Annotated in this window: 26 protein-coding genes; 13 read left to right on the top strand and 13 right to left on the bottom strand. The window is 61.0% G+C overall.

Annotated elements, in window-relative coordinates; all coding sequences use genetic code 11:
- Positions 1-37: 37 nt before the first annotated feature.
- The 3 genes from yddG to ACUXAC_RS09110 all read left to right on the top strand — a co-directional run bounded on the left by yddG (position 38) and on the right by ACUXAC_RS09110 (position 2,538).
- Positions 38-931 (top strand): aromatic amino acid DMT transporter YddG, encoded by an 894-nt coding sequence (gene yddG / locus ACUXAC_RS09120; RefSeq protein ID WP_060419307.1) that lies wholly within the window; start codon positions 38-40, stop codon positions 929-931.
- 73 nt (positions 932-1,004) lie between these two features.
- On the top strand, positions 1,005-1,277 hold the full coding sequence (locus tag ACUXAC_RS09115; RefSeq protein ID WP_049272745.1) for a hypothetical protein: 273 nt from the start codon (positions 1,005-1,007) through the stop codon (positions 1,275-1,277).
- 373 nt (positions 1,278-1,650) lie between these two features.
- Positions 1,651-2,538, top strand: a complete 888-nt coding sequence (locus ACUXAC_RS09110; protein ID WP_060419305.1) for a nucleoside-specific channel-forming protein Tsx — start codon at positions 1,651-1,653, stop codon at positions 2,536-2,538.
- Positions 2,539-2,592: 54 nt separating this feature from the next.
- Here ACUXAC_RS09110 and ACUXAC_RS09105 read toward each other — a convergent pair whose 3' ends face one another.
- A complete protein-coding gene (locus ACUXAC_RS09105) occupies positions 2,593-2,772 on the bottom strand; it encodes a hypothetical protein (protein ID WP_454266607.1) in 180 nt (59 codons plus the stop codon).
- A 442-nt stretch (positions 2,773-3,214) separates the two neighbouring features.
- Here ACUXAC_RS09105 and ACUXAC_RS09100 point away from each other — a divergent pair, with 442 nt between their 5' ends.
- Both ACUXAC_RS09100 and ACUXAC_RS09095 read left to right on the top strand, forming a co-directional pair.
- Complete coding sequence (locus ACUXAC_RS09100) at positions 3,215-3,700, top strand: anti-virulence regulator CigR family protein (protein ID WP_387442156.1); 486 nt, start codon at positions 3,215-3,217, stop codon at positions 3,698-3,700.
- 114 nt (positions 3,701-3,814) lie between these two features.
- On the top strand, positions 3,815-4,345 hold the full coding sequence (locus ACUXAC_RS09095; protein ID WP_387442153.1) for a chorismate mutase: 531 nt from the start codon (positions 3,815-3,817) through the stop codon (positions 4,343-4,345).
- Between the two features lie 3 nt (positions 4,346-4,348).
- Here ACUXAC_RS09095 and ACUXAC_RS09090 read toward each other — a convergent pair whose 3' ends face one another.
- The 4 genes from ACUXAC_RS09090 to hutC form a co-directional block, all read right to left on the bottom strand.
- On the bottom strand, positions 4,349-5,884 hold the full coding sequence (locus ACUXAC_RS09090; protein WP_087763532.1) for a serine hydrolase domain-containing protein: 1,536 nt from the start codon (positions 5,882-5,884) through the stop codon (positions 4,349-4,351).
- Between the two features lie 245 nt (positions 5,885-6,129).
- Complete coding sequence (gene hutG, locus ACUXAC_RS09085; RefSeq protein WP_060419298.1) at positions 6,130-6,933, bottom strand: N-formylglutamate deformylase; 804 nt, start codon at positions 6,931-6,933, stop codon at positions 6,130-6,132.
- Complete coding sequence (gene hutI / locus ACUXAC_RS09080; RefSeq protein WP_038877714.1) at positions 6,930-8,153, bottom strand: imidazolonepropionase; 1,224 nt, start codon at positions 8,151-8,153, stop codon at positions 6,930-6,932. The genes hutG and hutI overlap by 4 nt, the downstream gene beginning before the upstream one ends.
- A gap of 157 nt (positions 8,154-8,310) precedes the next feature.
- Entirely contained in the window at positions 8,311-9,066 is a 756-nt protein-coding gene (hutC, locus tag ACUXAC_RS09075; protein WP_033646346.1) for a histidine utilization repressor, read from the bottom strand.
- 180 nt (positions 9,067-9,246) lie between these two features.
- On the opposite strand from hutC, the gene ACUXAC_RS09070 reads away from it, so the two are divergent.
- From ACUXAC_RS09070 to ACUXAC_RS09060, 3 genes are all read left to right on the top strand, one after another.
- Complete coding sequence (locus ACUXAC_RS09070) at positions 9,247-10,617, top strand: formimidoylglutamate deiminase (RefSeq protein WP_454266606.1); 1,371 nt, start codon at positions 9,247-9,249, stop codon at positions 10,615-10,617.
- Positions 10,617-11,180 carry a HutD/Ves family protein gene (locus ACUXAC_RS09065; protein WP_454266605.1) on the top strand — a complete coding sequence of 188 codons (564 nt, stop codon included), beginning with the start codon at positions 10,617-10,619 and terminating at the stop codon, positions 11,178-11,180. Before ACUXAC_RS09070 ends, ACUXAC_RS09065 begins: the two co-directional genes overlap by 1 nt.
- Positions 11,181-11,252: 72 nt before the next feature.
- Positions 11,253-12,254, top strand: coding sequence for a LacI family DNA-binding transcriptional regulator (locus ACUXAC_RS09060; protein ID WP_454266604.1), 1,002 nt, complete (start codon positions 11,253-11,255; stop codon positions 12,252-12,254).
- Between the two features lie 41 nt (positions 12,255-12,295).
- On the opposite strand, the gene ACUXAC_RS09055 is transcribed toward ACUXAC_RS09060, so the two are convergent.
- The 5 genes from ACUXAC_RS09055 to ACUXAC_RS09035 form a co-directional block, all read right to left on the bottom strand.
- On the bottom strand, positions 12,296-13,738 hold the full coding sequence (locus ACUXAC_RS09055) for a glycoside hydrolase family 32 protein (RefSeq protein ID WP_454266603.1): 1,443 nt from the start codon (positions 13,736-13,738) through the stop codon (positions 12,296-12,298).
- Entirely contained in the window at positions 13,735-14,994 is a 1,260-nt protein-coding gene (locus tag ACUXAC_RS09050; RefSeq protein ID WP_060419292.1) for an MFS transporter, read from the bottom strand. Before ACUXAC_RS09050 ends, ACUXAC_RS09055 begins: the two co-directional genes overlap by 4 nt.
- 168 nt (positions 14,995-15,162) lie before the next feature.
- Positions 15,163-16,467, bottom strand: coding sequence for an MFS transporter (locus ACUXAC_RS09045; protein WP_049200384.1), 1,305 nt, complete (start codon positions 16,465-16,467; stop codon positions 15,163-15,165).
- A gap of 90 nt (positions 16,468-16,557) precedes the next feature.
- On the bottom strand, positions 16,558-16,944 hold the full coding sequence (locus tag ACUXAC_RS09040) for a GFA family protein (RefSeq protein ID WP_180548470.1): 387 nt from the start codon (positions 16,942-16,944) through the stop codon (positions 16,558-16,560).
- An 83-nt stretch (positions 16,945-17,027) separates the two neighbouring features.
- Positions 17,028-17,726, bottom strand: a complete 699-nt coding sequence (locus tag ACUXAC_RS09035) for a DAPG hydrolase family protein (protein ID WP_049196250.1) — start codon at positions 17,724-17,726, stop codon at positions 17,028-17,030.
- Positions 17,727-17,819: 93 nt separating this feature from the next.
- Here ACUXAC_RS09035 and ACUXAC_RS09030 point away from each other — a divergent pair, with 93 nt between their 5' ends.
- Positions 17,820-18,464, top strand: a complete 645-nt coding sequence (locus ACUXAC_RS09030; RefSeq protein ID WP_087763524.1) for a TetR/AcrR family transcriptional regulator — start codon at positions 17,820-17,822, stop codon at positions 18,462-18,464.
- 46 nt (positions 18,465-18,510) lie between these two features.
- On the opposite strand, the gene pckA is transcribed toward ACUXAC_RS09030, so the two are convergent.
- The gene (gene pckA / locus ACUXAC_RS09025; RefSeq protein ID WP_454266602.1) at positions 18,511-20,130 is read right to left on the bottom strand and encodes a phosphoenolpyruvate carboxykinase (ATP); all 1,620 of its coding nucleotides are present in this window, start codon (positions 20,128-20,130) and stop codon (positions 18,511-18,513) included.
- Positions 20,131-20,562: 432 nt separating this feature from the next.
- Between pckA and ACUXAC_RS09020 the strand changes: the two genes are divergently transcribed.
- Both ACUXAC_RS09020 and ACUXAC_RS09015 read left to right on the top strand, forming a co-directional pair.
- Positions 20,563-21,906 (top strand): 2-hydroxycarboxylate transporter family protein, encoded by a 1,344-nt coding sequence (locus tag ACUXAC_RS09020; protein WP_141959026.1) that lies wholly within the window; start codon positions 20,563-20,565, stop codon positions 21,904-21,906.
- A 332-nt stretch (positions 21,907-22,238) separates the two neighbouring features.
- Positions 22,239-23,657, top strand: a complete 1,419-nt coding sequence (locus tag ACUXAC_RS09015) for a serralysin family metalloprotease (RefSeq protein ID WP_169318359.1) — start codon at positions 22,239-22,241, stop codon at positions 23,655-23,657.
- A 146-nt stretch (positions 23,658-23,803) separates the two neighbouring features.
- Here the strand turns inward: ACUXAC_RS09015 and ACUXAC_RS09010 are convergent, their stop codons facing one another.
- Positions 23,804-24,013 (bottom strand): hypothetical protein, encoded by a 210-nt coding sequence (locus ACUXAC_RS09010; RefSeq protein ID WP_004931526.1) that lies wholly within the window; start codon positions 24,011-24,013, stop codon positions 23,804-23,806.
- Positions 24,014-24,170: 157 nt separating this feature from the next.
- Between ACUXAC_RS09010 and ACUXAC_RS09005 the strand changes: the two genes are divergently transcribed.
- Positions 24,171-24,323, top strand: coding sequence for a hypothetical protein (locus ACUXAC_RS09005; protein ID WP_169318360.1), 153 nt, complete (start codon positions 24,171-24,173; stop codon positions 24,321-24,323).
- 38 nt (positions 24,324-24,361) lie between these two features.
- On the opposite strand, the gene yniD is transcribed toward ACUXAC_RS09005, so the two are convergent.
- Positions 24,362-24,454: a small membrane protein YniD gene (gene yniD / locus ACUXAC_RS09000; RefSeq protein WP_016928013.1), complete on the bottom strand. Its 93-nt coding sequence runs from the start codon at positions 24,452-24,454 to the stop codon at positions 24,362-24,364.
- 335 nt (positions 24,455-24,789) lie between these two features.
- Here yniD and ACUXAC_RS08995 point away from each other — a divergent pair, with 335 nt between their 5' ends.
- Positions 24,790-25,182 carry an ASCH domain-containing protein gene (locus ACUXAC_RS08995; protein WP_004931522.1) on the top strand — a complete coding sequence of 131 codons (393 nt, stop codon included), beginning with the start codon at positions 24,790-24,792 and terminating at the stop codon, positions 25,180-25,182.
- The last annotated feature ends 1 nt before the right edge of the window (position 25,183 follow it).

Genomic DNA, 25,183 nt, shown 5'->3' with positions numbered 1-25,183 from the left:
AAAAACCTGATAAAAAATAACCCATTGGATCCGCCTTATGCCCGCTTTGCCCTCGCGTACCCGCGCCACGCTGTTCGGTTTATTGGCCATTGTGCTGTGGAGCAGCGTCGTCGGCCTGATCCGCAGCGTCAGCGAAGGGCTGGGGCCGATCGGCGGCGCGGCGATGATCTACAGCGTCAGCGCGGTGTTTTTGCTGGTGGCGCTCGGCGTGCCGAAATGGCGCAGCTTTCCGCGGCCTTATCTCATCGTCGGCAGCCTGCTGTTCGTCAGCTATGAGATCTGCCTGTCGCTGTCGCTCGGCTACGCCAATACCCGCCTGCAGGCGATAGAAGTGGGCATGATCAACTACCTGTGGCCCTGTTTCACCGTGCTGATGGCGTTGGCGCTCAACGGGCAAAAGGCTAAATGGTGGCTGCTGCCGGGGCTGCTGCTGTCGCTGTTCGGCATCGGCTGGATCATGAGCGGCGAGGGCGGCTGGTCACCGGCGCAAATGCTGGCCAACGTGCGCAGCAATCCGCTCAGCTACGGGCTGGCGTTCAGCGGCGCAGTGATCTGGGCGCTGTACTGCAACCTGACCAAGAAGATCGCCCAGGGCAGCAACGGCGTGGTGCTGTTTATCGTGCTGACCGCGCTGGCGCTGTGGCTTAAATATGCCTTCAGCGCGGAAAGCGGCATGCAGTTCAGCCTCGGCGTGATCGTGACGCTGCTGTGCGCCGGGGTGGCGATGGGGGCGGGGTATGCCGCCTGGAACGTCGGCATTCTGCACGGCAACATGACGCTGCTGGCCACCGTCTCTTATTTTACCCCGGTGCTGTCGGCGGTGTTCGCCGCGCTGGTGTTGCACACCTCGCTAACCGCCAATTTCTGGCAGGGCGTGGCGATGGTGACGCTCGGCTCGCTGATCTGTTGGCGGGCAACCCGTGGAAATTAACGGAAATTATCCGCCGTCGGCGCAATGTTGAACTAGAATTTAACTAGCCATGTTGCCTGAAGGAACGACGACGATGAGAAGCGACATTCAATTTATTCAACAACCCGAAATCGACGCGCATCACTATGAACGCGGCGATACCGTGCGCCTGACCACGGCGAATCTGCGGCATGAATATCAGCTCGACGTTTATATTTTGCGCCGCGACGACAAGCTGATTTACGGTTCCGTCGTTGCGGCGGCGCCCAAGACCGACATACCGGTCGCCAGCTGGGAGGTGAAAAACGGCGAGGAGGTGGCGTTCCGCCAGGAAAACATCGCCAAGGCGGTGCCGGCGGTGAACTGATTTCGCTTTGCGTATTTTCTGTTGATTTTGATGAAGGCCGGCGTTCATGCGTCGGCTTTTTCTTTTCCACGTCGCGATAATGGGCAGGTGTCGCCCTGATGACAGTTGGCTCAAAAACTGCGCTAAAAATCGATGTGCATGACTAAAATCACAGCGAATGTGAATTTGCATGAAACATAATTTGACAAATGTGAACGCAATCGATTACCTATTCGCGAAATGCGTAACTGGATCACAGATTCTTACAGTCAGTGGTTTCTATAATGCGCGCGTCATCCGAGTTTCTGTGTGAAGACAACGCCAGGTGTCGGCAGACTCATTGTCATCTTTTCTAAACGGGCAGGAAATGGCCCTTTAAGCATGTGGTAATAAAATGAAAAAAATAGCTCTCGCAGCAGGTGTACTGCTCGCAGCGTCTTACAGTGCATCATCAATGGCTGATAGCAAAGACAGTCAATATGTCTCCGACTGGTGGCACCAGAGCGTCAACGTGGTGGGCAGCTACCACACCCGCTTCGGGCCGCAGCTGAATAACGACGTGTATCTCGAATACGAAGCCTTCGCCAAGAAAGACTGGTTCGATTTCTACGGTTACGTTGACGTGCCGAAGTTCTTCGGCGTGGGCAACACCCCGGACCGCGGCATCTGGGACAAAGGCTCCCCAATGTTTATGGAGATTGAACCGCGCTTCTCCATCGACAAGCTGACCGGCACCGATCTGAGCTTCGGGCCGTTCAAAGAGTGGTACTTCGCCAACAACTACATCTATGATCTGGGCCACAACGCCGACGGCCGTCAAAACACCTGGTACATGGGTCTGGGCACCGATATCGACACCGGCCTGCCGATGAGCCTGTCGATGAACATCTATGCCAAATACCAGTGGGAAAACTACCAGGCTGCCAACGAGAACAGCTGGGACGGTTACCGCTTCAAGGTGAAATACTTCGTGCCGCTGACCCAGGTGTGGGGCGGCAACCTGAGCTACATCGGCTTCACCAACTTCGACTTTGGTTCCGATCTGGGCAAGGACAGCCATTGGGTTGACGGCACCGGCAAACAGGTACGCACCGGCAACTCGATCGCCTCCAGCCATATTTTGGCGCTGAACTACGATCACTGGCACTATTCTTTCGTGGCGCGTTATTTCCATAACGGCGGCCAGTGGCAGGATGGCGCGGATATCGGCACGCCGCAGGACCCGATGAAAATCAAGTCTACCGGTTGGGGTTATTACCTCGTGGTCGGCTATAACTTCTGATTTTCCGTGTTATCAGAAACAGAAAACCCCGCCTGGCGGGGTTTTTTTTCGTCATCACTGGGCTTGTTCGACCGGGAGATGCTTCACCGGCATAAACAGCCTGCCTTTGATCACGTGACATTCATTATTTATCCAACTAATGATTTGTTCACGGCTGACGCCTTCCGACTGCGCGTACCGATGAAGATCGCCGTTAAAGTGTCGAGTGATGTATTCCATGAGGGTCATTAGCACGTCTTTTGCTCCTGAACGCCCACCCGTTGCCAGCCTGGCCACCGCGGGAGGTTGAGGTTTCTCAGACAGCGAATGTAAATTATCGGCAACTAAATCTCAACATAAAGCACCAGATTGGGGCGACGGCGGCGGGAAAAAGAATCCCGCACGGAGAGGCGGGAAGTGTTCGCTATTATCATTATGGATGATAAGAATAAGATTTGAGGTGCGACGAAAAAGAGCACGCTAACTCTTTTTTTGTTACCTTCCCACGCTAGCGTAAGGCTTATTTTTCTTCAAGAAAAATCTGAGGTAAGTATCGGCATTTTCGAGGCGTTTTGCGTTAAAACAAGATTTTGGCGCGTCTGCCGTCTCGCGCGTCATCATCTCGGAGTTTTCCTTATACTTCGTCCGGGAAAGGCCCGCTATAGTCAAGAGAGTCACCCACGCAGGAATACACAACATGAACAAACGTCGTACGACCCTCACGGTGTTGGCGCTGATTGCGTCGCTGGGGTTGTCATCCGCTCCGGCTCTGGCCGATAAGGGCGGCAATGGTAACGGCAACGGTAATGGCCATGGCAACAGCGGCAATAACGGTAACCATGGCAATCACGGTAACAAAGGCAATAAAGACCATTATGATAACGGCGTTTATCGTAACGACGACAATCTGATCACCGTCAACCTCTCGCGCGATCGCGCCCGTGCGCTGGCGCACAACTATGGCCTGACCGGCTACCGTTCGTTGCCGCCGGGCATCGCCAAGAATCTGGCGCGCGGTAAACCGCTGCCGCCGGGCATCGCCAAAAAAATGGTGCCGCGCTCTATGCTGCGTGAGCTGCCGCAGTACCCGGGGTATGAGTGGCGTATCGCCGGCGACGATCTGGTGCTGGTCGCACTCAGCACCGCGATTGTGGCCTCCGTCATCAACGGCGTGTTCGACTAACGCCTGTCGAGCGTTATCGGGCCTCGCTGCGGCGGGGCCTTTTTATTTGCCAGCGCGGGGCGGACGTGGTGAACTTTAGGCCTTACGTTTTCACCGCATCATAAGGGAGGTGCCATGTTCAGGGCGTTATTGATCGCCTGTTGTTTGACCAGTTCTCCGGCGTTGGCGGACGGCGCCGCCGCTCTCGGGGAGCTGGTGAACCAACGGCTGTCGTTGATGAAGGACGTTGCCGGTTACAAGGCCCAGCAGCATTTGCCGATCGAAGACCTGGCGCAGGAGGCGAAGGTGTTGGCCAGCGCGCAGGCGGAGGCGGGGCGTTTGGGGCTTGAGCCCGCGTCGGTGCGGCCTTTTATCGCCGCGCAGATGGACGCCGCCAAGGCGATTCAGTATCGCTATCGCGCCGACTGGCTGGCGAGCCCGGAAACCGGTTGGCAGCCGCGCCCGTTGGCGCAGGTGCGCCCGCAGATTGCGCGGTTGAGCAGCCAGATATTGCAACGGCTGGCGGAGCGGCTGCGCGCCGGCCCGCTTGGCGAGGCGGATCGGGCGGCGTTTATGGCGTCCGTGGATCAGGTGAACCTCAGCGCCGCCGACAAACGGCGGCTGGCGGATGCGCTGCTGGCGGTCAAAACCGGCAGCGCAGGCTGAGCGTCAGTCGCGGCCGACGGTGCTGCGGCGGAAGGTCAGCATCCGGCTGCGGTTGGCGATGAGATCCACGTTGTAACCGCGGAAATAGAGGCAAAAGCGTTTTAACCACGGGCCGTCCTGGCACTCTACCAGCATGCGGCCCTGGCCGAGCGGGCTGAGCGTACCGCTCTGCGCCGCCGGGCCGACGCCGATATGCACCCGATCGCCACGAATTTCAAAGGCGGTGCGATAGTGCGGGTGATACCACAGCCCCTGCACATGCTTCAGGCAGTCGCCGTTGGCCGTGACTGGCAGAAAACGGCGCGCCACATGCCCGACTTCGCCCTCGACCGCTTCGCCGGTCCACTTCAATTTGATTGGCATATGGGCGGACAGCGACACCGCGTACCCGTCCTCGCCCTGATACAGCGGTTCACCGCTGCCCAGATAGGCCAGGTTGCCGTCTTTAACCTCCAGCCAGTGCGGCTCGGCCAGCGTGGCGTAGAGGCCGTCGGGGATCGCCGTGCTGCGCTGCGGCAAAGGTTCGCCCAGCAGCGCCGCCATCACCTGCAAAGCCATACCGAAACTGTCGCAGTCTTCGCGGTTGGCGACCAACGCGACGCCGACCTGGCGATCGGGCGCCAGCAGGAAATAGGTTTTGTAACCGGCGTGGGAACCGCCGTGGCCGAGCAAGCGGCGGCGGCCCAGCGGGGTTTGCGCCAGCCCCAGGCCATAGGCGCTGAGCTGGCCCTGATTGAGGCGGCGCGGGGCGCCGAGTTGCGCCAGCACGCCCTGGCCGGGGCCCTCGTCGGCCAGCAGCGTTTGCAGCCAGCGGGTGAGGGCGTGGAGGCTGCCGGTCAGGCTACCGGAGGCGGAAAGGTGCAGGCCGGCGCTGGCGTGTTGCCAGCCCTGCGGCGCCCGCCAGTAACCCGGCACCAACCCCGGCACCACGTCGAACCAGCTTTCCGGTGCTTGCATCTGCACCTGCAGCGGCCGGGCGATGTGCTGTTGCACCAGTTGGTCGAAATCATACCCTTTGCTGCGCAGCGCGGCCTCCAGCAGCCGATAGCCGGTATTGCTGTAGGCGATCTCGCTGCCGGCTTCGTAGTTCAACTTCTCCAGCCCTTCGACAAACTGCATGACCGGCTGCGCCTCGCTGACGGCGTGCAGCGAGATGCCGAGCAAGCCGAGCGTTTCGCGCACGTCGGGCAGGCCGCCGGTCATGTCCAGCGCCTGGCCGACGGTGACGTCCGCCAGCGCAGGCTGCAGGGTGGGCAGCAGTTCACCCAGGCGCTGATCGAGCCGAATGGCGCGGCCGGTGGCGTTCAGCGCCAGCGCGGCGAAGATATGTTTGGTCACGGAGGCGTAGCGCACCACGCTGTCGACGGTGAAGGGGGTATTCTGCGCCAGATCGGCCAGGCCGGCGCAGGCGGTGGCGCGGAGTTGTTCGGCGTCAAACAGGGTGATGGCGCCGCCGGGTTCGCCACGCCGTTGCCAGCCGGCCAGCAATTGTTCGGCGAGGGCGCCGGCAGCGCGCCAGTTTAACGGTGTTACAGACATAGGGCCTCCAGAGTGATGGTTCGAAACGGGCCAGCTCGGCCACACGCCGCCCGGCGCTGACGATGAGCGCGGGCTTTTCGGCTGATTGTGGCGCAGTGCGTTTTTCGTCGGCCGCTGTTTTGTGCGCTGTTTAGACCAGTCAGTGGGGAATCACGCGAAACTTTGATATAGCGCGCAGATTGCGGTTAACGTTGCGGTTAAAAGGCAGGGGGAGAAACAGGCGCCCGGCGGCGCCTGTAGGGGGATCAGTTGAGTTTGGCGGCGCCGTCCAGCAGGCCTTCAATCATCTGCTTGAGCAGGCGCTGCAGTGAGGCGGCGCGCTGCGGTTCGAACGCGTAAGGATACTGTTCGGACATGTAGTTCACCTGCGCCAGTTCGAGCTGGATCGCATGCTGTTGCTGCTGCGGCTGCCCGTAGGCGCGGGTGATGTAACCGCCCTTGAAGCGGCCGTTCAGCACGTGGGTGTACTGCTGTTGTTGCTCGCAGCAGGCGACCAGCCGATCGCTCAGCGCCTGGGCGCAGCTTTCTCCGCCGTTGGTGCCGAGGTTGAGATCCGGCAGCTGGCCGTCGAACAGCCGCGGGATCACCGAGGCGATGGAGTGTGCGTCGAACAGCAGCGCATAGCCGTGCCGCGCTTTGAGGCGTGCCAGTTCGTCCTGCAGCTGCTGATGATAAGGTTGCCAAATCTGCTGCAGATAACCGGCGCGTTCTGCGTCCGTCGGCGCTTTGCCCGGCAGGAAGCTTGGGCGGCCGTCGAACAGCACGTCGGGATACAGGCCGGTAGTGGCGGTGGTATACAGCGGCTTGTCGTCCGCCGGGCGGTTCAGATCGATGACGAAGCGCGAATAGTTGCCGACCAGCACGCTGGCACCCATCGCCCGGGCGAAGTCGTACAGCTGCGGAATGTGCCAGTCGGTATCGGGCAGCGGGCGGGCGTCGTCGGTCAGTCCGGCCTCGACCGCCGGCGTCAGTTGCGTGCCGGCGTGTGGGATGCTGATCAGCAGCGGCAGGCTGCCGCTCTGGAAGCTAAAAGGATCGCGAATGGTCATTGACGTACTTCTCCTCGGAAAATCACCGTACAGGGCAGCTGGCCGCCCAACCAATAAGCCAGTTCCGCCGGCCGCGACAGCGGCCAGTGAACGAAGTCCGCCACCTTGCCGGTTTCCAACGTGCCGTGGCTGTGTTGCAGCCCCAGCGCTTTGGCGGCGTGGGTGGTAACGCCCGCCAGCGCTTCTTCCGGCGTCAGGCGGAACAGCGTGCAGGCCATGTTGATCATCAGGCGCAGCGACAGCGCCGGCGAGGTGCCGGGGTTGGCGTCGCTGGCGATCGCCATCGCCACGTGGTGCTTGCGGAACAGCTCTACCGGCGGGCACTGGGTTTCGCGCAGCAGGTAATAGGCGCCGGGCAGCAGCACCGCCACGGTGCCGGCATCGCCCATGGCGCGGGCATCTTGTTCGGTGGCGTATTCGAGATGGTCGGCGGAGAGCGCGTGATGGCGCGCCGCCAGCGTGCTGCCGCCGAGGGCGGAGAGCTGCTCGGCGTGCAGCTTGACCGGCAGCCCGGCGGCCTCGGCGGCGGCGAAGACTCGCTCCACCTGCGCCGGTGAGAACGCCAGATGTTCGCAGAAGGCGTCAACCGCATCCGCCAGCCCGGCGGCGGCCGCCTGCGGAATGATGGTATCGCAGACCAGATTGATGTAGTCGTCGGCGCGGTTGGCATATTCCGGCGGCAGCGCATGGGCCGCCAGACAGGTGGTTTTCACCTCGACCGGCAGCAGCTCGCCCAACTTGCGCGCCACCCGCAGCATCTTCAGTTCGCTCTCCGGGCTGAGGCCGTAACCGGATTTGATCTCAACGCAGGTGACGCCTTCCGCCAGCAGCGGCCGCAGGCGGAACAGCGCCTGCTCCAGCAGCAGCGCCTCGTCGGCCTCGCGGGTGGCTTTCACGGTGGAAATGATGCCGCCGCCCTGTGCGGCGATGTCGGCGTAGCTCACGCCGTTCAGCCGCTGTTCGAACTCGCCGCTGCGGTTGCCGCCGAACACCAGGTGCGTGTGGCAGTCAACAAAGCCGGGGGTGATGATGCCGCCGTCGAATTTCACCGTTTCGTCCGCGATCAGGCCGGGCGGCAGCGCCGCATGTTCGCCAATCCAGACGATCTTGCCGTCGCGTACGGCGATCGCGCCGTCGGTCAGGGTGTGATAGTTGCCGTCGCGCATGGTGACGATATCGGCGCCGTGCCACAGGCTGTCACAGTGAATCTCAGACGTCATTGCTTTCCTCCGCCGGAGCCGCAGCTCCCACATGGTTGTATATACAATTAAAAACAACCTAACGCATTCACCGGGATGTCACAAGAGGCGGGAGAGATTTTGTTATCAGGATGTGATCGACAGCGGAGATGCGGGCGCAGGGCGCGCCCGCCGGGAATCAGACTTCGCTGGTGAAGCGGCCGAACAGCTGATAACGGCTGCCGGGGTACAGCAGCCGGGCCGAGGTCACCACGGTTTTGCCGGACCAGGTGCGGCGATGAATCAGCAGGCCGGGTTCGTGGTCTTCCAGCTGCAGCAGCTCGCGCTCGCGCCGGGTGGGGATCACCGCTTCGACGATGTGTTCGCCGGCGGTCAGCGGCGCGGCCTGCGTCAGATAGGTGTAAGGCGTGACGCGGTCGAAATCCTGCTTCAGGTAATCCGGCGCCACCAGCGGGTTGACGCAGCGGTCTTCCACCTGCACCGGCACATCGTTTTCGTAATGCACGATCTGCGAGTAGAACAGCCGTTGGCCGGGTTGAATGCCCAGCGCCGTCGCTTCTTCTTCGCTGGCCGCTCGGGCCTTCAGCTCGAGGATCTTGCTGCTGTGGCGATGGCCGCGCGCGGCGATCTCATCGGCGATGTTGTGCACTTCCAGCAGCGCGGTATGCGCTTTGGCTTCGGCGACGAAGGTGCCGACGCCCTGCATGCGAATCAAAAAACCTTCGCTGGTCAGCTCGCGCAGCGCGCGGTTGATGGTCATGCGGCTGACGCCCAGTTCCGCCACCAGTTCACTTTCGGAGGGCACGCGCTGGTGCGGTTGCCAATGCCCCGCACGGATTTGATTCACGATCGCCTGTTTGACCCGTTGGTAGATCGGGGCGGGGGCATCGCTCATTGCAGCCGCCAGTTGTAACACGGTCTGTTGTTCAGCCACGACGTTAACCTCGTCAAATAAAAAAATAATAACACCAGTTTACTGTTGATGTCGGCGTATGTATATGTATATACAACTAGTGGCCGTCGCGCCAGAAACTTGCCGGCGACAGCCAAAAATTCCTGAATGCGCGCCATCGCCGCGCCTCATTCGCCGTTACACCAACAGTGGAATACTGCCATGCCTGCTTATTTTGCCCCACGCGCTTTGCTCCCTGAGGGCTGGGCGCATAACGTCCGGCTGGACGTCGATGCGCAAGGTTATCTGACTCAAGTTACCGCCGACGCTGAACCGCAAGGCTGCATCCGGCTGCACGGCGATGCGGTGCCGGGCATGCCGAACCTGCACTCCCACGCTTTCCAGCGCGCGATGGCCGGGCTGGCGGAAGTGGCGGGCAACCCGCAGGACAGCTTCTGGACCTGGCGCGATCTGATGTACCGCCTGGTGCAGCGCCTGACGCCGGAGCAGGTGGAGGTGGTCGCCCGTCAACTGTATATCGAAATGCTCAAGGGCGGATACACCCAGGTGGCCGAATTCCACTACCTGCATCACGACGCCGACGGTAAGCCTTACGCCGATCGCGGTGAAATGACCGGCCGCCTCAGCGAGGCCGCGCATCAGGCCGGCATCGGCATGACGATGCTGCCGGTGCTGTACAGCTACGCCGGTTTCGGCGCGCAGTCGGCGCAGCCGGGGCAGAAACGTTTTATCCAGGATACCGAAAGCTATCTGCACCAGCAGCAGGTGATTGCCCGCCAGCTGGCGGATCGTCCGTTGCAGAATCAGGGGCTGTGCTTCCATTCGCTGCGAGCGGTGGAGCTGGGCCAGATGCAGCAGATTTTGGCCGCGTCGGATCGCACTTTGCCGGTGCATATTCATATCGCCGAGCAGCAAAAAGAGGTGAACGACTGCCTGGCGTGGAGCGGGCAGCGCCCGGTGGCCTGGCTGTATGACCATCTGCCGGTCGATCAGCGCTGGTGTCTGGTGCATGCCACCCATCTGGATCGCGAAGAGCTGGAAGCGCTGGCGCGCAGCCGCGCGGTGGCCGGCCTGTGCCTGACCACCGAAGCCAACCTCGGCGACGGCATTTTCCCCGGCGACGCTTACCTGCAGCAGCAGGGGCGCTGGGGCATCGGTTCCGACAGCCACGTTTCGCTCAACGTGGTGGAAGAGCTGCGCTGGTTCGAATACGGCCAGCGGCTGCGCGATCAGCGCCGCAACCGTCTGACGACGCCGGAACAGTCGGCGGTGGGCGATGTGCTGTACCTGCAGGCGCTGCAGGGCGGCGCGCAGGCGTGCGGTGCGCCGATCGGCCGGTTGCAGAGCGGCTATCGCGCCGACTGGCTGGTGCTGGACGGCGACGACCCGTATCTGGCGGCGGCGCCGGACGCCTCGATCCTCAACCGCTGGCTGTTCGCCGGCGGCAAAGAGCAAATTCGCGACGTGTTCGTCGGCGGCCGGCAGGTGATCGAGCAGGGGCGGCACGCGCTGCAGCAGCAGAGCAGCGCCGAGTTCCTGCAGGTGTTGAAAACCTTTCAGCAGGAGGCGTAATGAGCCTGACCCGTTTTAGCTTCGCCGCGCTGCCGGTCAGCCCGTGGCGCAACGGCGGTGGGGAAACCCGTGAAATCGTCAGCTGGCCACCGGGCGCGCAGGATTTTGACTGGCGCGCCAGCATCGCTACCATCGCGCAGGACGGGCCGTTTTCCGCCTTTACGGGCATCGACCGCTCGATCACTTTGCTGGAAGGCGACGGCGTGCGGCTGTTCAGCGCCGGGCATATCGACCATCAATTGGCTCGCGTCGGGGAACCGTTCGCGTTCTCCGGCGACGTGGCGCTGGAAGCGACGCTGCTGGGCGGCGCCAGTCAGGATTTCAACATCATGACGCGCCGCGGCCGACAGGCGGCCGAGGTGCGGCGCAGCACGGCACCCGTCACCCTGCCATCCTACCAGGCGGGCGTGGTGTATGTGCTGAGCGGGGTCTGGTCGCTGCCGGAGGGCGGCGAACTGCGGGCGCGCGAGGGCGTCTGGTGGGTGGCGCAGACGGCGGGCGGTGAAGTGGCGCCGCTGACGGCCGACGGCGCTCTCCTGTGGGCGAACATCACAGCCTGCTAACGCAGAGTAGAGTCCTGCGCCCGGTTATGGGATTATTCACTTTTTCCCATTAATCATCATAAAGAAGGGCGCATGGCTTCGCTGAAAGACGTCGCAAAACTTGCCGGAGTCTCGTTGATGACGGTGTCCCGCGCCATCAATGAACCCGGCAAGCTGCGGCCGGAAACCTACCGCCGCGTCAAACAGGCTATCGACCAGTTGGACTATGTGCCGGATCTGTCGGCGCGGCGTATTCGCGGTGACGGAAATCGCGTGCAGACGCTCGGCGTGCTGGCGCTGGACACCGCCACGACGCCGTTCTCGGTGGAAATGATCCTGTCGATTGAGAAAACCGCGCGCGAGCGAGGCTGGAACAGCTTCGTCGTCAACCTGTTTGCCGACGACAACGCCGAACAGACCGTCGATCTGCTGCTGGCGCATCGTCCGGATGGGGTGATCTTCACCACGATGGGGCTGCGCGAGGTGACATTGCCGGCCAAACTGTTGGACAAAAAGCTGGTGCTGGCCAACTGCGTCAGCCCGGCGCATTCGATCGCCAGCTACATTCCTGATGACGAGCAAGGGCAGTATGACGCCACGCGCGCGCTGATCGCCAAAGGCTATCGCGCGCCACTGTGCATTCATTTACCGGCGGATACGCTGGCGGCGGGCCTGCGCCGCCGCGGTCTGGAACGCGCCTGGCGCGAAGCGGGGCGCGATGTTGAACAGCTGCGGCAGTATCATCTCGATCTGAGCGGCGGCGACCAAAACTATCGCGACTGCGTCGCGCTGCTGGAGCGGCATTTCTCTGCAGGAAGGCGCGATTGCGATGTCGTGGTGTGCGGGAACGATCGGATAGCCTTTCTGGTGTATCAGGTATTGCTGGCGCAAGGATGGCGGATACCGCAACAGGTAGCGGTGCTGGGTTACGACAATATGGTCGGCACCGGCGAGCTGTTCCTGCCGGCATTGACGACGGTGCAGCTGCCGCATTATGAGCTGGGCCGCCTTGCGGCGCTGCATGTGATTGAGCAGCGGGAGCCGCGTGAGACGGTGAAAGTGCCTTGCCCGCTGTTGGAGCGTGGTTCGCTGTAAGCGCACCGGGTGCGTCGCTGCGCGCCCGGTGCTCATTCCCATTATCCCCAGAGGTTTGCCAACTGCCATCCCGTGATGGGCTCAAACTGTGCCCGGCCGCCTTCGGCGAACAGGCTGAGGCGGCGATCGCCCGCCGTCGGATAAATTCGGCTGGTCAGGCAGGCCTGCCCCTGATTGACGAAGATCTCCAGCGATGAGCGGTCAATGAAGATCCGTAGCGACAGACTGTCATCTTCTGGCAGCGGCACGCTGCGGCAGGTGCACAGGGCGGGGTTTTCATGAAAACGTTCCAGCACCAGCCGGTGCGCCTGATTGTCGACGAACAGCCGCGCCGCACTCCCGATGGCCAGCCCGTAGCGCTCGGCGTCGTTGTCGGCCGGTTTCAACGTCAGGGTGAGTTCCTGCACGTCGTCCGCCAGCGGCAGATGCTGATTGGTCAGCGTCTGTGCCAAAAAGGTGTGCGATTCTCGGCGCAGCGCCGTCAGTTCACGCGCCGGGTTCATGCGGACGCTGCCGTCGGCGGCCAGCGTCAGCTCACGCGGCAGGGTGAGGGCGCCGGCCCAACGGTGCGCTTTGCTGGGCATTGGGGATTCCCACATATCCATCCAGGCAAACAGCAGCCGACGGCCGTCGGCGGCGGTGAAGGTCTGCGGCGCATAGAAATCGTGGCCGGCATCCAGCTCGCAGAAGGGTTGGGTCACCCTAAAGTCGCTGTCCGGCCGCCAGTGGCCGAGCAGATAGCCGCTCTGGAAGCGATTGCGGTAGCGGTAGCCCTGTGCCGCCAGCCCCTGCGGCGAGAACAACAACAGGTGTTGTTCCCCCAGCGGGAAGAAATCCGGGCATTCCCACATATACCCTTGATGCGCCGCCTGCGCGCCGGCCAGCACCCGATCGAAGCGCCAGGCGCGCAGATCTGCAGAACGGTACAGGCGCACCTGGCCCAGGCCGTTTTCTTTGGCACCGACCACCAGCCACCATTCGCCGTTCTCGCGCCAGACTTTCGGATCGCGGAAATGCTGAATGCCGTCCGGCGCGGCCAGCACCGGCCCGTGCTTGACGAAGCGTATGCCATCTTCGCTGGTGGCCAGACATTGCACTTCCCGCACCTGGCTGTCGTCGCCGGGCTCGCCCAGCCACACGTGGCCGGTGTAAATCAGCGTCAGCACGCCGTTGTCATCCACGGCGCAGCCGGAAAAGCAACCGTCTTTGTCATAGGGCGCATCGGGCGCCAGGGCGATGGGCTGGTGCTGCCAGCGGCTCAGATCGCGGCTGGTCGCGTGCCCCCAGTGCATGGGGCCCCAGTGCTCGCTATAGGGGTGATGCTGGAAGAAGGCATGATAGACGCCGTCAATACAGATCAGCCCGTTGGGATCGTTGATCCAGCCGGCGGGCGGCGCGAGATGGAACTGCGGGTAGTATTCGTCTCGGCGTTCTGCGCGCAGGGCTTCGACCGCATGGTCGGCTTGAGCTAAGGCAGTGTTCATTGGACAGACTCACTTGATTTAATGGCGGATTGAAAGGGGGCTGCGCTGGCGGAACGTTCGCCGCGCAGCAGGAAACAGGAGACAAGCGTCGTGGCGGCGACCGCGCACCCCATCAGCAGATAGGTGTCGGCAAAGCCGATGCGGTCATAACCGTAGCCCGCCAGCGGCGACAGGAAGCTGGCCATCACCTGGGTGATGAACTGAAAGCCCACCAGGTAAAGCGTTGAGGAGAGGCGACTGTCGAAGCGGCTGGCGATGTATTTGAAGATAGCGATCAGCAGGATCGGTAACTCTACGGCGTGCAGCAGTTTCATGGCGGAGATCATCAAGGCGCCGCTGACCAAGCCTGAGCCGAACATGCGCAGCGCCATCACGCCACCGGCCAGCAGCAGCCCCTGTTTGGCGCCGATGCGGTTCACCAGCAGCGGCGCCAGGAACATGCCGCCGGCTTCGAGGAAGACCTGCAGCGAGTTGAGGAAGCCGTACATCTCGTTGCCCTGTTCGCGAGAAGCGAACTGCGAGGCGAAGTAGACCGAAAATTGCTGATCGAAAACGTTGTACACGCTGATACCGAGCACAAACACCACCAGCGCCCAGAAGCCCGGCATACGCAGCAGCGCCAGCGCATCCTGCAGCCGCAGATTTTCCGGTTTGCCGAACGCCAGGCCGGCCATGGCGTTCGGCTTCAGCTCGCGCACCTGGCTGAGCAGCAACAGGAATACCACGGCGGCGGCGGAGGCCAGCCAGAAATTGATGTTCGGATCGATATTGAAGATAAAACCGGCCAAAAAGGTGGCGCTGGCCCAGCCGAGCGATCCCCACATGCGGGCGCGGCCGAATTCGAAACCGCTGATGCGGCTGACTCGCTCGGTATAAGATTCCAGCGCGCCGATGCCGGCGAAGAAGGTGGCGCCGATAAATACCCCGCCGACCAGCGCGCCGAGCGGCAGGCTGCTGGCCAGCAGCGGGGCGTAAACGTAGATAAAGAACGGGCCGGTCAGCAGCAGCATCACGCCGAGAAACTGCAGCAGGTGCTTGCGCAGCCCAAGTTTGTCCTGAATAAACCCGTACAGTGGCTGTGCGCACAGCGCCACCAACGAGATAGCGGAGAAGATCAGGCCGGTCTCGGCGCCTTTCAGGCCGATCTTCTGATTCAGCCACAGTGAGATCAGCGAAAAGCTGGAAGACCAGGTGAAGAAAAAGAAGAACAGCAGGCCGCTGAGCAGCACGTAATATTTTTTAGTTTCGCGGTTCATGGGTAGGGCCCCGGTGAGTGAAGTTAGCTCTATTGTTAACGTTAACTCGCAAGGGGATGAAGCCAGCAGATATCACGCGTGCGATGTTAATCACAAAAGTTAACGTTAACATTTTGGCGTTGTGATCGAGGTCACGAGTTGGTAAGGGGGCGATGTGCCCCCGGAGGATTAACGTTCGTTCAGCGAGCGCAGATGGTCGTCGCGGCGCAGCGTCATCAGCGCAAACAGGCTGACCACCGAGGTGGCGACCACGTAGTAGGCGGGAATGTCGATATTACCGGTCTGTTTGATGAGGCCGGTGATAATCAGCCCGGCCGAGCCGGAAAACACCGCATTGGACAGCGAGTAAGCCAGCCCCAAGCCGGTATAGCGCACCCGGGTCGGGAACATCTCCGCCAGCATCGCCGGGCCGGGGCCGGCCAGCAGGCCGACTACGGCGCCGGCGATCATGACCGCCAGCCCTTTGGCCCACAGTGAACTCTGCGCATCCTGCAACAGGTGCAGCAGCGGGAAGGTGAACAGGATCACCGCCGCCACTGCCGTCAGCATCACCGTTTTACGCCCCAGTTTGTCGCTGATGATGCCCGCCGGCAGAATGGTCAGGGCGAAGCCGACGTTGGCCAGCACCGTCGCCACCAGCGCCTGCTGGAAGGTGGCGTGCAATGAAGTTTGCAAATAGGAAGGCATCACCACCAGGAAGGTATAGCCGGCGGCCGACCAGCCCATCATGCGGCCGATGCCGATCAGAATGGTTTTCACCACGCCGCCCAGCTTCGCTTCCGGCGGCGCGGCGGCGTGTTCCGCATGTTGCTGCGCCTGGGTGAACGTGGGCGTTTCCTCTAGTTTGAGCCGCAGCCACAGCGCCACGGCGCCCATCGGCAGCGCCAGCAGGAAGGGAATACGCCAGCCCCAGTCATGCAGCTGTTGCGCGCTGAGGAGCGCGGCCAGCAGTGCCACCAGCCCAGCCCCGGCCAGCAGGCCGAGCGCGACGGTCAGCGACTGCCAGGCGCCGAACAGCCCACGCTTGCCCTTCGGGGCGAACTCGGTCATCAGCGACACGGCGCCGCCGAATTCGCCGCCGGCGAACAGCCCCTGAAACATGCGCAGCAGCGTCAGCAGCAGCGGGGCGGCGACGCCGATCGAGGCATAGGTTGGCATGACGCCGATCAGCGCGGTGGCCAGCGTCATCAACAGCAGAACCGCAATCAGCGTCGGGCGACGGCCGATGCGATCGCCGATGCGGCCGAAGATCACCGCGCCGATCGGCCGACAGAAAAACGCCAGCGCGAAGGCGGCGTAGGTGAGGATCAGGCTGGTGATTTCGTTTTCACCCTGCAGCGTGAAAAAATTGGCGGCGATAACGGTGGCCAGGAACCCGTACACCCCGAACTCGTACCATTCGATAAAGTTGCCGACCGAGCCGGCCAGCAACGCCTGACGCGAGCGGCGCGCGTCGAGAGTCTGTTGATTCATCCCCGTTCCCATACTTTTGAATTATTGTTCGTCAGTTCTAAATTTATACGACAAAACAATCAATTGATTTCAGCGGGAACTGTGAGGCGTTCAGCGCCTGCCGTCGATACGCCACCATTCGGGGCAAACATCGGCGAACGCATGTGAGGTCGGGCGCAGCTCCGGCAGATCGGCCCGATCGAAGCTGCCGGTGGCCAGTGCCACCGTCGGCTCGTCGTCGATCGCCCCCAGCGTACTGCCGCAGCGTGGGCAAAAGGCGCGGCTGGAATAGGGTGAAGAACGGTAGAGTGTGGGTATGCCGCCCGGGCCGTTCCACTCGATGGCCTGACGCGGAAATTCGACCCAGCAGAGCGTCGGCGCGCCGGAGTGGCGGCGGCAAAAATCGCAGGAACAGCTGTGCGGATTGCCAGGCAGGCCGCGTGCCTGAAAGCGAATATGCCCGCACAGGCAGCCGCCGCTATAGCTGGGGTTTTCCATGAGTTCTCCGTCATAAACGCGGGAATGGCGATGAAAATCACTATAGCGGCATCGCGAAAAATTAACAGGTCCCCGCTGACGCATTACCAGAGCAACGGCGCCGGTTCGCGGCCGTTTTCGGCGTAGTACAGCGACGGCAGGAACTGCGCCAGATAGCTGAACTCGTTGTAGCAGTGGCGCATCAGGTTAAAGCCGATGTCGTCCGGCAGCTCGTCGTGGGCGTTGGCGCAGGCTTTACCCAGCAGGAAGCGGCTGCGCAGCACGCAGCCATAGGGCGTATCGCGCACCAGATGCAGCATCTCGCCGTCGCAGGGATCGCCGTTGTCATCCAGCGCCACCTGGTCGCCGAAGCCGATGCGCGCGCAAACCGCGGCGGAGAGCGCCTGCGCGTCACGCGCCTGGCGCAGCGGCTGCGGCGAGAAGAAGTCCTCGGCGGCGTGAAACTTGAGGCGTGCCGCGACCGGCGGCAGCTCCGCCAACCACTCGACCGCTTCGATGCTGGCGCCGACGTAGCTTTCCCCTTTTTTCCAGTGGCGATCCCAGCCGCGGTGTTCGACGTGATCGTGCGGGTGCCACCAGTTGATATGCTGAGTCGTTTCGAAGAAGGTGAACCACCAGTCCAGCATGCGCCCTTTGCAGCCGTGCAGGTCGGTGCGAACCGCGACGGTCAGCAGGCCGTCGGCGCTGCGGCTCAGTCCCATCTCCAGCCGCAGCGGTTCTGGCCTGAGCAACTCGTTGATATCGTTAACGCCCCACGGCGCCAGCAGGGAAGGATGTGTCATAATGGGTTCCTTTTTTATTTTGGAAACGAATTGTGTTTCCAAAATAAGGCTATGCCGCTATGCTGAGTCTGTCAACGCTTATGAGGAATAAATATGGCAAACCCGAATGAAGAACCGCTGCGTGCTCGCGGCCGGCCGGCCACGCCGGAAACGGCGCTGCGCGCGGCGCTGGTTCAGGCGACGTTGGCACTGCTGATCGACGGTGGCTATGCCGCGGCGACGGTGGATGCGGTGGCGAAACGCGCCGGGGTGGCTAAAAAAACCCTGTATCGCTTTGCCGCCAACCGCGACGAACTGGTGGCGCAGGCGGTAAGCGGTTGGACCGAGGCGTTTCAGCCGGCCTTCGCCCAGGATGCCGGGCAGCGGGCGGCGGTTGCGCCGCTGTTGGAAAAAGGGCTGCAGGCCATCGCGCAGCAGGTGCTGAGTGCGGAAGCGGTGGGCATGTTCCGGCTGCTGCAAAGCGAATTTCCGGGGCGCGAGGGGCTGCTGGACAGCTACCAGCGCAATGGTATTCAGCGCGGCCGGGTGACGGTGGCGGACTGGCTGCAGCGCCAGCAGCAGTGCGGGTGGCTGCGTGAGCGCGACTGGGCGCAAACCAGCGACCTGCTGTTGGCGATGACCATCGCCGAACCGCTGCGGCAGATGACGCTGGGGCTGTTACCGCCGGGCAGCGCGATCGACGAGCGCATCGCGGCGGCGGTGGCGCTGGTGATGCCGGGTTTGCTGGAAGAGGAGTGAAAACAAAAAAGGGCCGACGAATCGGCCCTTGAGCGGGGGAATGCCGTTACCGTTTAGGCCCGGCGTTCACCAGTTTTTCGCCCGCCGGGGTGACGGTATATTTGGCGAAGTTATCGATAAAGCGCTGCGCCAGATCCTGCGCCTTCTCCTGCCACAGCGATTCGTCGGCATAGGTTTTGCGTGGATCGAGAATCGACGGATCGACGCCCGGCAGCGCGGTCGGCACTGCCAGCCCGAAGATCGGCAGCGTGAAGGTCTCGGCCTGCTCAATGTCGCCATTTAGAATGGCGTCGATGATGCCGCGCGTGTCTTTGATCGAGATACGTTTGCCGCTGCCGTTCCAGCCGGTGTTGACCAGGTAAGCCTGAGCGCCGGCGGCCTCCATGCGTTTCACCAGCACTTCGGCATACTGCGTTGGGTGCAGCGTCAGGAACGCGGCGCCGAAGCAGGCGGAGAAGGTCGGCGTCGGCGCGGTGATGCCGCGCTCGGTGCCGGCCAGCTTGGCGGTGAAGCCGGACAGGAAGTGGTACTGGGTCTGCTCAGGCGTCAGGCGCGATACCGGTGGCAGTACGCCGAAGGCGTCGGCGGTCAGGAAGATGATCTTGCGCGCATGGCCGGCTTTGGACACCGGTTTGACGATGTTCTCGATGTGATAAATCGGATAGGAGACGCGGGTGTTCTCGGTTTTGCTGGCGTCGTCGAAGTCGATGCTGCCGTCGGCCAGCACGGTGACGTTTTCCAGCAGCGCATCGCGGCGGATTGCCTGATAGATTTCCGGCTCCGCCTGCGGTGACAGCTTGATGGTCTTGGCGTAGCAGCCGCCTTCGAAGTTGAACACGCCGTCGTCGTCCCAGCCGTGCTCGTCATCGCCGATCAGCTGGCGCTTCGGATCGGTGGAGAGGGTGGTTTTGCCGGTGCCGGACAGGCCGAAGAACACCGCCACATCGCCTTGCTCGCCGACGTTGGCCGAGCAGTGCATCGAGGCGATGCCCTTCAGCGGCAGCAGGTAGTTCATGATCGAGAACAGGCCTTTCTTCATCTCGCCGCCGTACCAGGTGCCGCCGATCAGCTGCATGCGTTCCGTCAGGTTGAAGGCGACGAAGTTCTCCGAATGCAGCCCTTGCTGCTGCCAGTCCGGGTTGGTGCATTTGGCGCCGTTCATCACCACGAAGTCCGGCTCGAAGTTTGCCAGTTCGGCGTCGCTCGGGCGAATAAACATGTTTTTCACGAAGTGCGCCTGCCAGGCCACCTCGGTGATGAAGCGCACTTTCAGGCGCGTGTCGGCGTTGGCGCCGCAGAAGGCGTCCACCACGAACAAACGCTTGCCGGAGAGCTGGTTGCCCACCAGCGTTTTCAGATGCTGCCAGACTTCCGGGGAGAGCGGCTGGTTGTCGTTCTTGCCGGTGCCGTTGTCCGGCCACCAGACGGTATCGCGCGTGGTGTCGTCGCGCACGATGTATTTGTCCTTCGGCGAACGGCCGGTGAATTCACCGGTTGCGACGTTGACCGCGCCCAGCTGGGTGAGGGTGCCGCGTTCCAGCGGCGGCAGGTCTGCGCGGGTCTCTTCGGCGAACAGTAATTCATAGCTGGGGTTATAGACGACGTCGGCGGCCTGATGAATGCCGTAGCGAGCGAGGGTTTGTGGGGTAACAACGCGTGAAGACATATTCTACTTCCTTATGAGTCATATTATGCCTCTTTCCCGTGCGGTGCCGCGCGCAGGATTAAGGTTCGGATCAAGCTGACCGGATTCAGCTAATGCGTTTCCGGTTCTTTATTAATAAAGCAGGGGGCTTTTTCGCCCTCCTATAGCATAGCAGCGAATTTAAACCCGATTACTTTAATTACAAAATGCTGACGATAATTAATTAAAACTAACCTTGGCGGAGGGTCACAATATTGAATTCCGCCGGCGTAATTTAGTTTGGCATTTTTATTTTTTATCATATCGTCAGAGCTGTCTACTGTTTTATTTCTTATTAGAAAAAGCGAAATCCACAATAGGATTTTTCGTAATCATTTGTTTTTGCTTGGCTATGGCAGGATCGTTGCGCCAGGTGAATCTAACCGTACTGTACGCTTGTCAGCAGGGTGAATAATGAAACAGATAAATGCAGAACTGGCCTGTGATAAAAATACGGCATCGTCCGAATCCTCAGGATTAATTAATCAACTTCGTCAAATAGATATCGGTGCGGTACCGATCGCGCTGTTTATCACGATTTGCGCGATCGTGGCGATTTCCGCCTATGCCAACTTCCTGCCGAAGAATATGATCGGCGGCCTGGCGGTGATAATGACGCTGGGCTTTGCGCTGGCGCAGTTGGGAAAAAGCATTCCCGTGCTGCGCGATATCGGCGGGCCGGCCATTCTGTGTTTGATGGTGCCGTCGGTGCTGGTCTATTTCAATGTCTTCCAGCCTAACGTCATGGGCACCGTCCATTTGCTGATGAAAGACGCCAACCTGCTGTATTTCGTCATCGCCAGTCTGGTGGTCGGCAGCATTCTCGGCATGAATCGGGTGATCCTGATCCAGGGGATGATTCGCATGTTCGTGCCCTTGGTGGTCGGTACGGTGACGGCGGTGATCACCGGGCTGCTGGTGGGCAAGCTGTTCGGTTTTACCTTCTATCACACCTTCTTCTTCATCATCGTGCCGATCATCGGCGGCGGCATCGGCGAGGGGATTTTACCGCTGTCGCTGGCCTATTCGGCGATCCTGGGAGCGACGCCGGACGTCTACGTCGCGCAGCTGGCGCCGGCGGCGGTGCTGGGCAATATCTTCGCCATCGTGACCGCCGGGGTGCTGGCTCGCATTGGCATGCAGCGCAAGGCACTGAGCGGCGACGGCATGCTGATCCGCTCGGCGCAGGAGAACGCGATGTTCGCCATCAAGGAGCAAAGCGGCAACGTCGATTTCCAACTGATGGGCGGCGGTCTGCTGGTGATCTGCGCCTTCTTTATCGTCGGTGGCCTGTTCGAACACATCGTGCATATTCCCGGCCCGGTGCTGATGATCCTGTTCGCGGTGTTGTGTAAGTACTGCCGGGTGATCCCAGCCTCGATGGAAACCGGCGCGCACAGTTTCTATAAGTTCGTCTCCACGGCGCTGGTGTGGCCGCTGATGATCGGTCTGGGCATGCTGTACGTGCCGCTGGAAAGCGTGGTGGCGGTGTTCTCGATCGGTTATGTGGTGGTCTGCGGCTCGGTGGTGCTGTCGATGGGGCTGGTCAGTTTCCTGATTGCGCCTTACCTGAAGATGTTCCCGGTGGAAGCGGCGATCGTCACCTGTTGCCACAGCGGCCTGGGCGGCACCGGTGACGTGGCGATCCTGTCGGCGTCGAACCGCATGGGGCTAATGCCGTTCGCCCAAATCGCCACGCGCATCGGCGGCGCTTCCACGGTCATCGGCGCGACGCTGCTGCTCGGTTGGTTAGTCTGAGTCCAGAATTTCTTATGGATAGCCGGGGTTGGATTGCCCCGGTTTTTTTATGCGTTTCTTCCGCTTATCGTGATAATGCTGATGATTACCTTGAAAATCATTCGTATGGCGCAAATGCATAGTCGTACTTTATCTAAGAAAATTCTGTACTCGGCGAAAATGTGTCTATTCTTTTCTCTTAAGGGATTATCGTTCTCATTCAGAGTGCCGAGGGAAGGCGCCACCGCATTACCGATATCCCCGTATTGATTCAACACCGGGCCGCAGCCGTTCAGGCAATCCGCCAGTTGGGGCATCCCCCCGATTGAATTGACGAATATGGAGATAAGGTTATGTCATCAAGCAATGCTTCCGTTAAGGCCGAAGGCGTATTAGCCCTGCTGGGCGCTTATAAACCCGATGAAGACGACAGCATTACCGTGCTTCATCCGTCGAAAACGTTCGAAAACGCCGGCCTGGAGCTGGTGCGCGGCGATCGCAGTTGGCACGACAAGGGCGTGACCGACACGCCGGTCTCCCTGACCTTCAGCTTCTGGGAAAAGGCGCCGAGCAACATGCCGAGCATGGGCATCAGCGGCTTCAGCAGCTTTAACGCCGAACAGCGCGAGCAGGCCAAACTGTCGTTGCAGTCATGGTCCGACGTGGCCAATATAACCTTTACCGAAACCAGCAACACCGCCGCCGCCAACATCAAATTCGGCCTGTTCGACTACAGCTCGCGTGGCTCCTATGCCTTTGCGTATAACCCGGATACCTCGCCTTCGGTTGCCGGGCAAACCTGGTATAACGCCAAGAACCACACCTTCGTCAACAACCAGATCCATGAGAACGAGTACGGTCGCCAGACCTTCACCCATGAAATCGGCCATGCGCTGGGGCTGCAGCATCCGGGCGACTATAACGCCGCGCCGGGCGTCAGCATCACCTACGGCAAGGACGCGACCTATTTCGAGGACAGCCGCGCCCACAGCGTGATGAGCTATTTCAGCGAAAGCAACACCGGGCAGGACTTTAAAGGCGCGTACTCTTCCGGGCCGCTGCTCAACGACATCACGGCGATCCAGCATTTCTACGGCGCCAACATGAACACCCGCACCGGCGATACGATCTACGGCTTCAATTCCAATACCGATCGCGACTTCCTCACCGCCACCGGCGCGCAGGACAAGATTGTTTTCACCGCCTGGGATGCTGGCGGTAATGACACCTTCGACTTCTCCGGTTTTGGCCAGAATCAGCGCATCAACCTGAATGAAAAAGCGTTCTCGGACGTTGGCGGCCTGAAAGGCAACGTGTCCATCGCCGCAGGCGTAACGATTGAAAATGCCATCGGCGGATCGGGCAACGATGTGCTGGTGGGCAACGCCGCCGACAACGTGCTCAAGGGCGGCGCGGGCGATGATGTGCTGTATGGCGGCAAAGGGGCGGATCAGCTGTGGGGCGGCGCCGGCAAGGACACCTTCGTCTATTTCGCGGCGGATGAATCGACGGCGGCGGCACCGGATTGGATCCGCGACTTCGTGCGCGGTGAAGACAAGATCGATCTGACGCTGTTCAACACCGGCAGCGCGGACGGCATTCGCTTCGTCGATCAGTTCAGCGGCAAGGCGGGTGAAGCGATGTTGAGCTATGACGCGCAAAGTCACGTCAGCGACGTGGCGATCAACCTGGGCGGCGCTTTTGGCGCCAGCGATTTCCTGGTGAAAGTGGTGGGGCAGCCGCTGGATGCCGGCGATTTCGTATTGGCGTAATGTTGGCAACAAAAATAGGGCGTTTTGGGCAAAAACCCGACAATTCCTATTAATTCCGTCATATTAGCGTGACATAGTAGCGCGCAGAAGGCCGGGCTTGCATACCTCGGGCTTCTGTCGGATCGCCAACCTTTTCGGTTGGCGATTCATTTTCCGCCTTTCAACATGTTGATGGCGGCGCCGAGCAGGATGCGCCGTTCGATATCGTTGCTGTCCGCCAGCTGCCGCGCCAGATGTTTTTCCAGCGTTTCCACCGACAGCGCTTCGCCACGATGGCGCAGCTGCATCACGCCGTCGCCGATCAGGCGTGCGACCTCATCCCATACGGGTTTAATCTCCTGTTCCGAGAACGTCATGGCCTACCTCGGCTGGTTGATTTTTGCCCAATGTAGCAGCTGAACTGCGGCTTCGCTACCGGCCACCCAAAACAGGAAGCATAAAAAACAAGCCATCAGTATTTCTTCTGGTTTTTACGCTCAATACTGGCGGTGTCGAAAAGCAGGAGAAAACATCATGAACTGGGTCGAAACCTTGGCGGAGTACTACCGCCTCAGCCGCACGGGTGAAACGCAACATTGGCTGTGCCGCCGCTGGTTGCCACAAGGGGAAGCGCGTCTGGCCTATTTGCGGGAGTTGCTGGAGCCGACCGCGCCAGGGCGGCGGTGAGCAGGACGCCGGCGTGTAGCCGGCGTCGTTGCATGGGATTAACCGAAGGCGATCGCCGCCCAACGCAACAGCAGCAACGCCAGGCAGATCAGCAGCAGCACTACGACCATTTTACTGAGTTTGTTGCCCATGCGTTTTGTTGCCACGTTGCCTCCTTAACTGAAATACCACCCGCCGACGAGGGTGATGAGGAAAAGCGTCACCAGGGCGACGCCGTTGAGTAAATCGCTGAAGGTATCGTCAGCATCGATGTCGTCTTGCCGCATGTTGCCGCCTGGCGGTTGCCATTGGGTGAATAATGTCCACAGTATGCGCCCGGCAGCGCGGCAGGCACAGCGAAGAACGGTAAAAACTCGTAAAGGCGGCGGTGGCGGAACGCGCAGTCGCGCTTGCGACGGATGCAGACGGCCGGCAATACGTTGTACTATCCTGTCTGCATTGATGCATTTTTCCAAAAGGTATAATCATGGCGACGGCAATTCCACAGAAATACGAGCACCTTGAGCGCTGGGCGTTCGGCGATACCGAGCAGCAGGCCGATGAAGTGGTGCAATTGATCCTCAATGGCACCAAAACGGCCACCTGTTCCAACCTGGACGGCGAAGGGATCCCGCAGGCCGGCGATCTGTTCCTGGTGGTGGACGGCAAAGGTGAACCGGTCTGCGCGGTTGAACTGACCGCGGTGGAAATGAAAACTTACGATCAGGTCGATGAAGCGCACGCCTTTGCCGAAGGCGAGGGCGATCGTTCGCTGGCGCATTGGCGCAAAGAGCTGCAGCGTTTCTTCGAAGAGTACGATCTGTTCTCGCCGGACATGACGCTGGTGCTGATGAATTTCAAAGTCGTCGACAAGTTCTAAA

The organism is Serratia sp. 121840015-1, assembly GCF_053627655.1.
The sequence above is the reverse complement of the archived record's forward strand: the minus strand, read 5'-3'. Positions and strand labels throughout refer to the sequence as shown.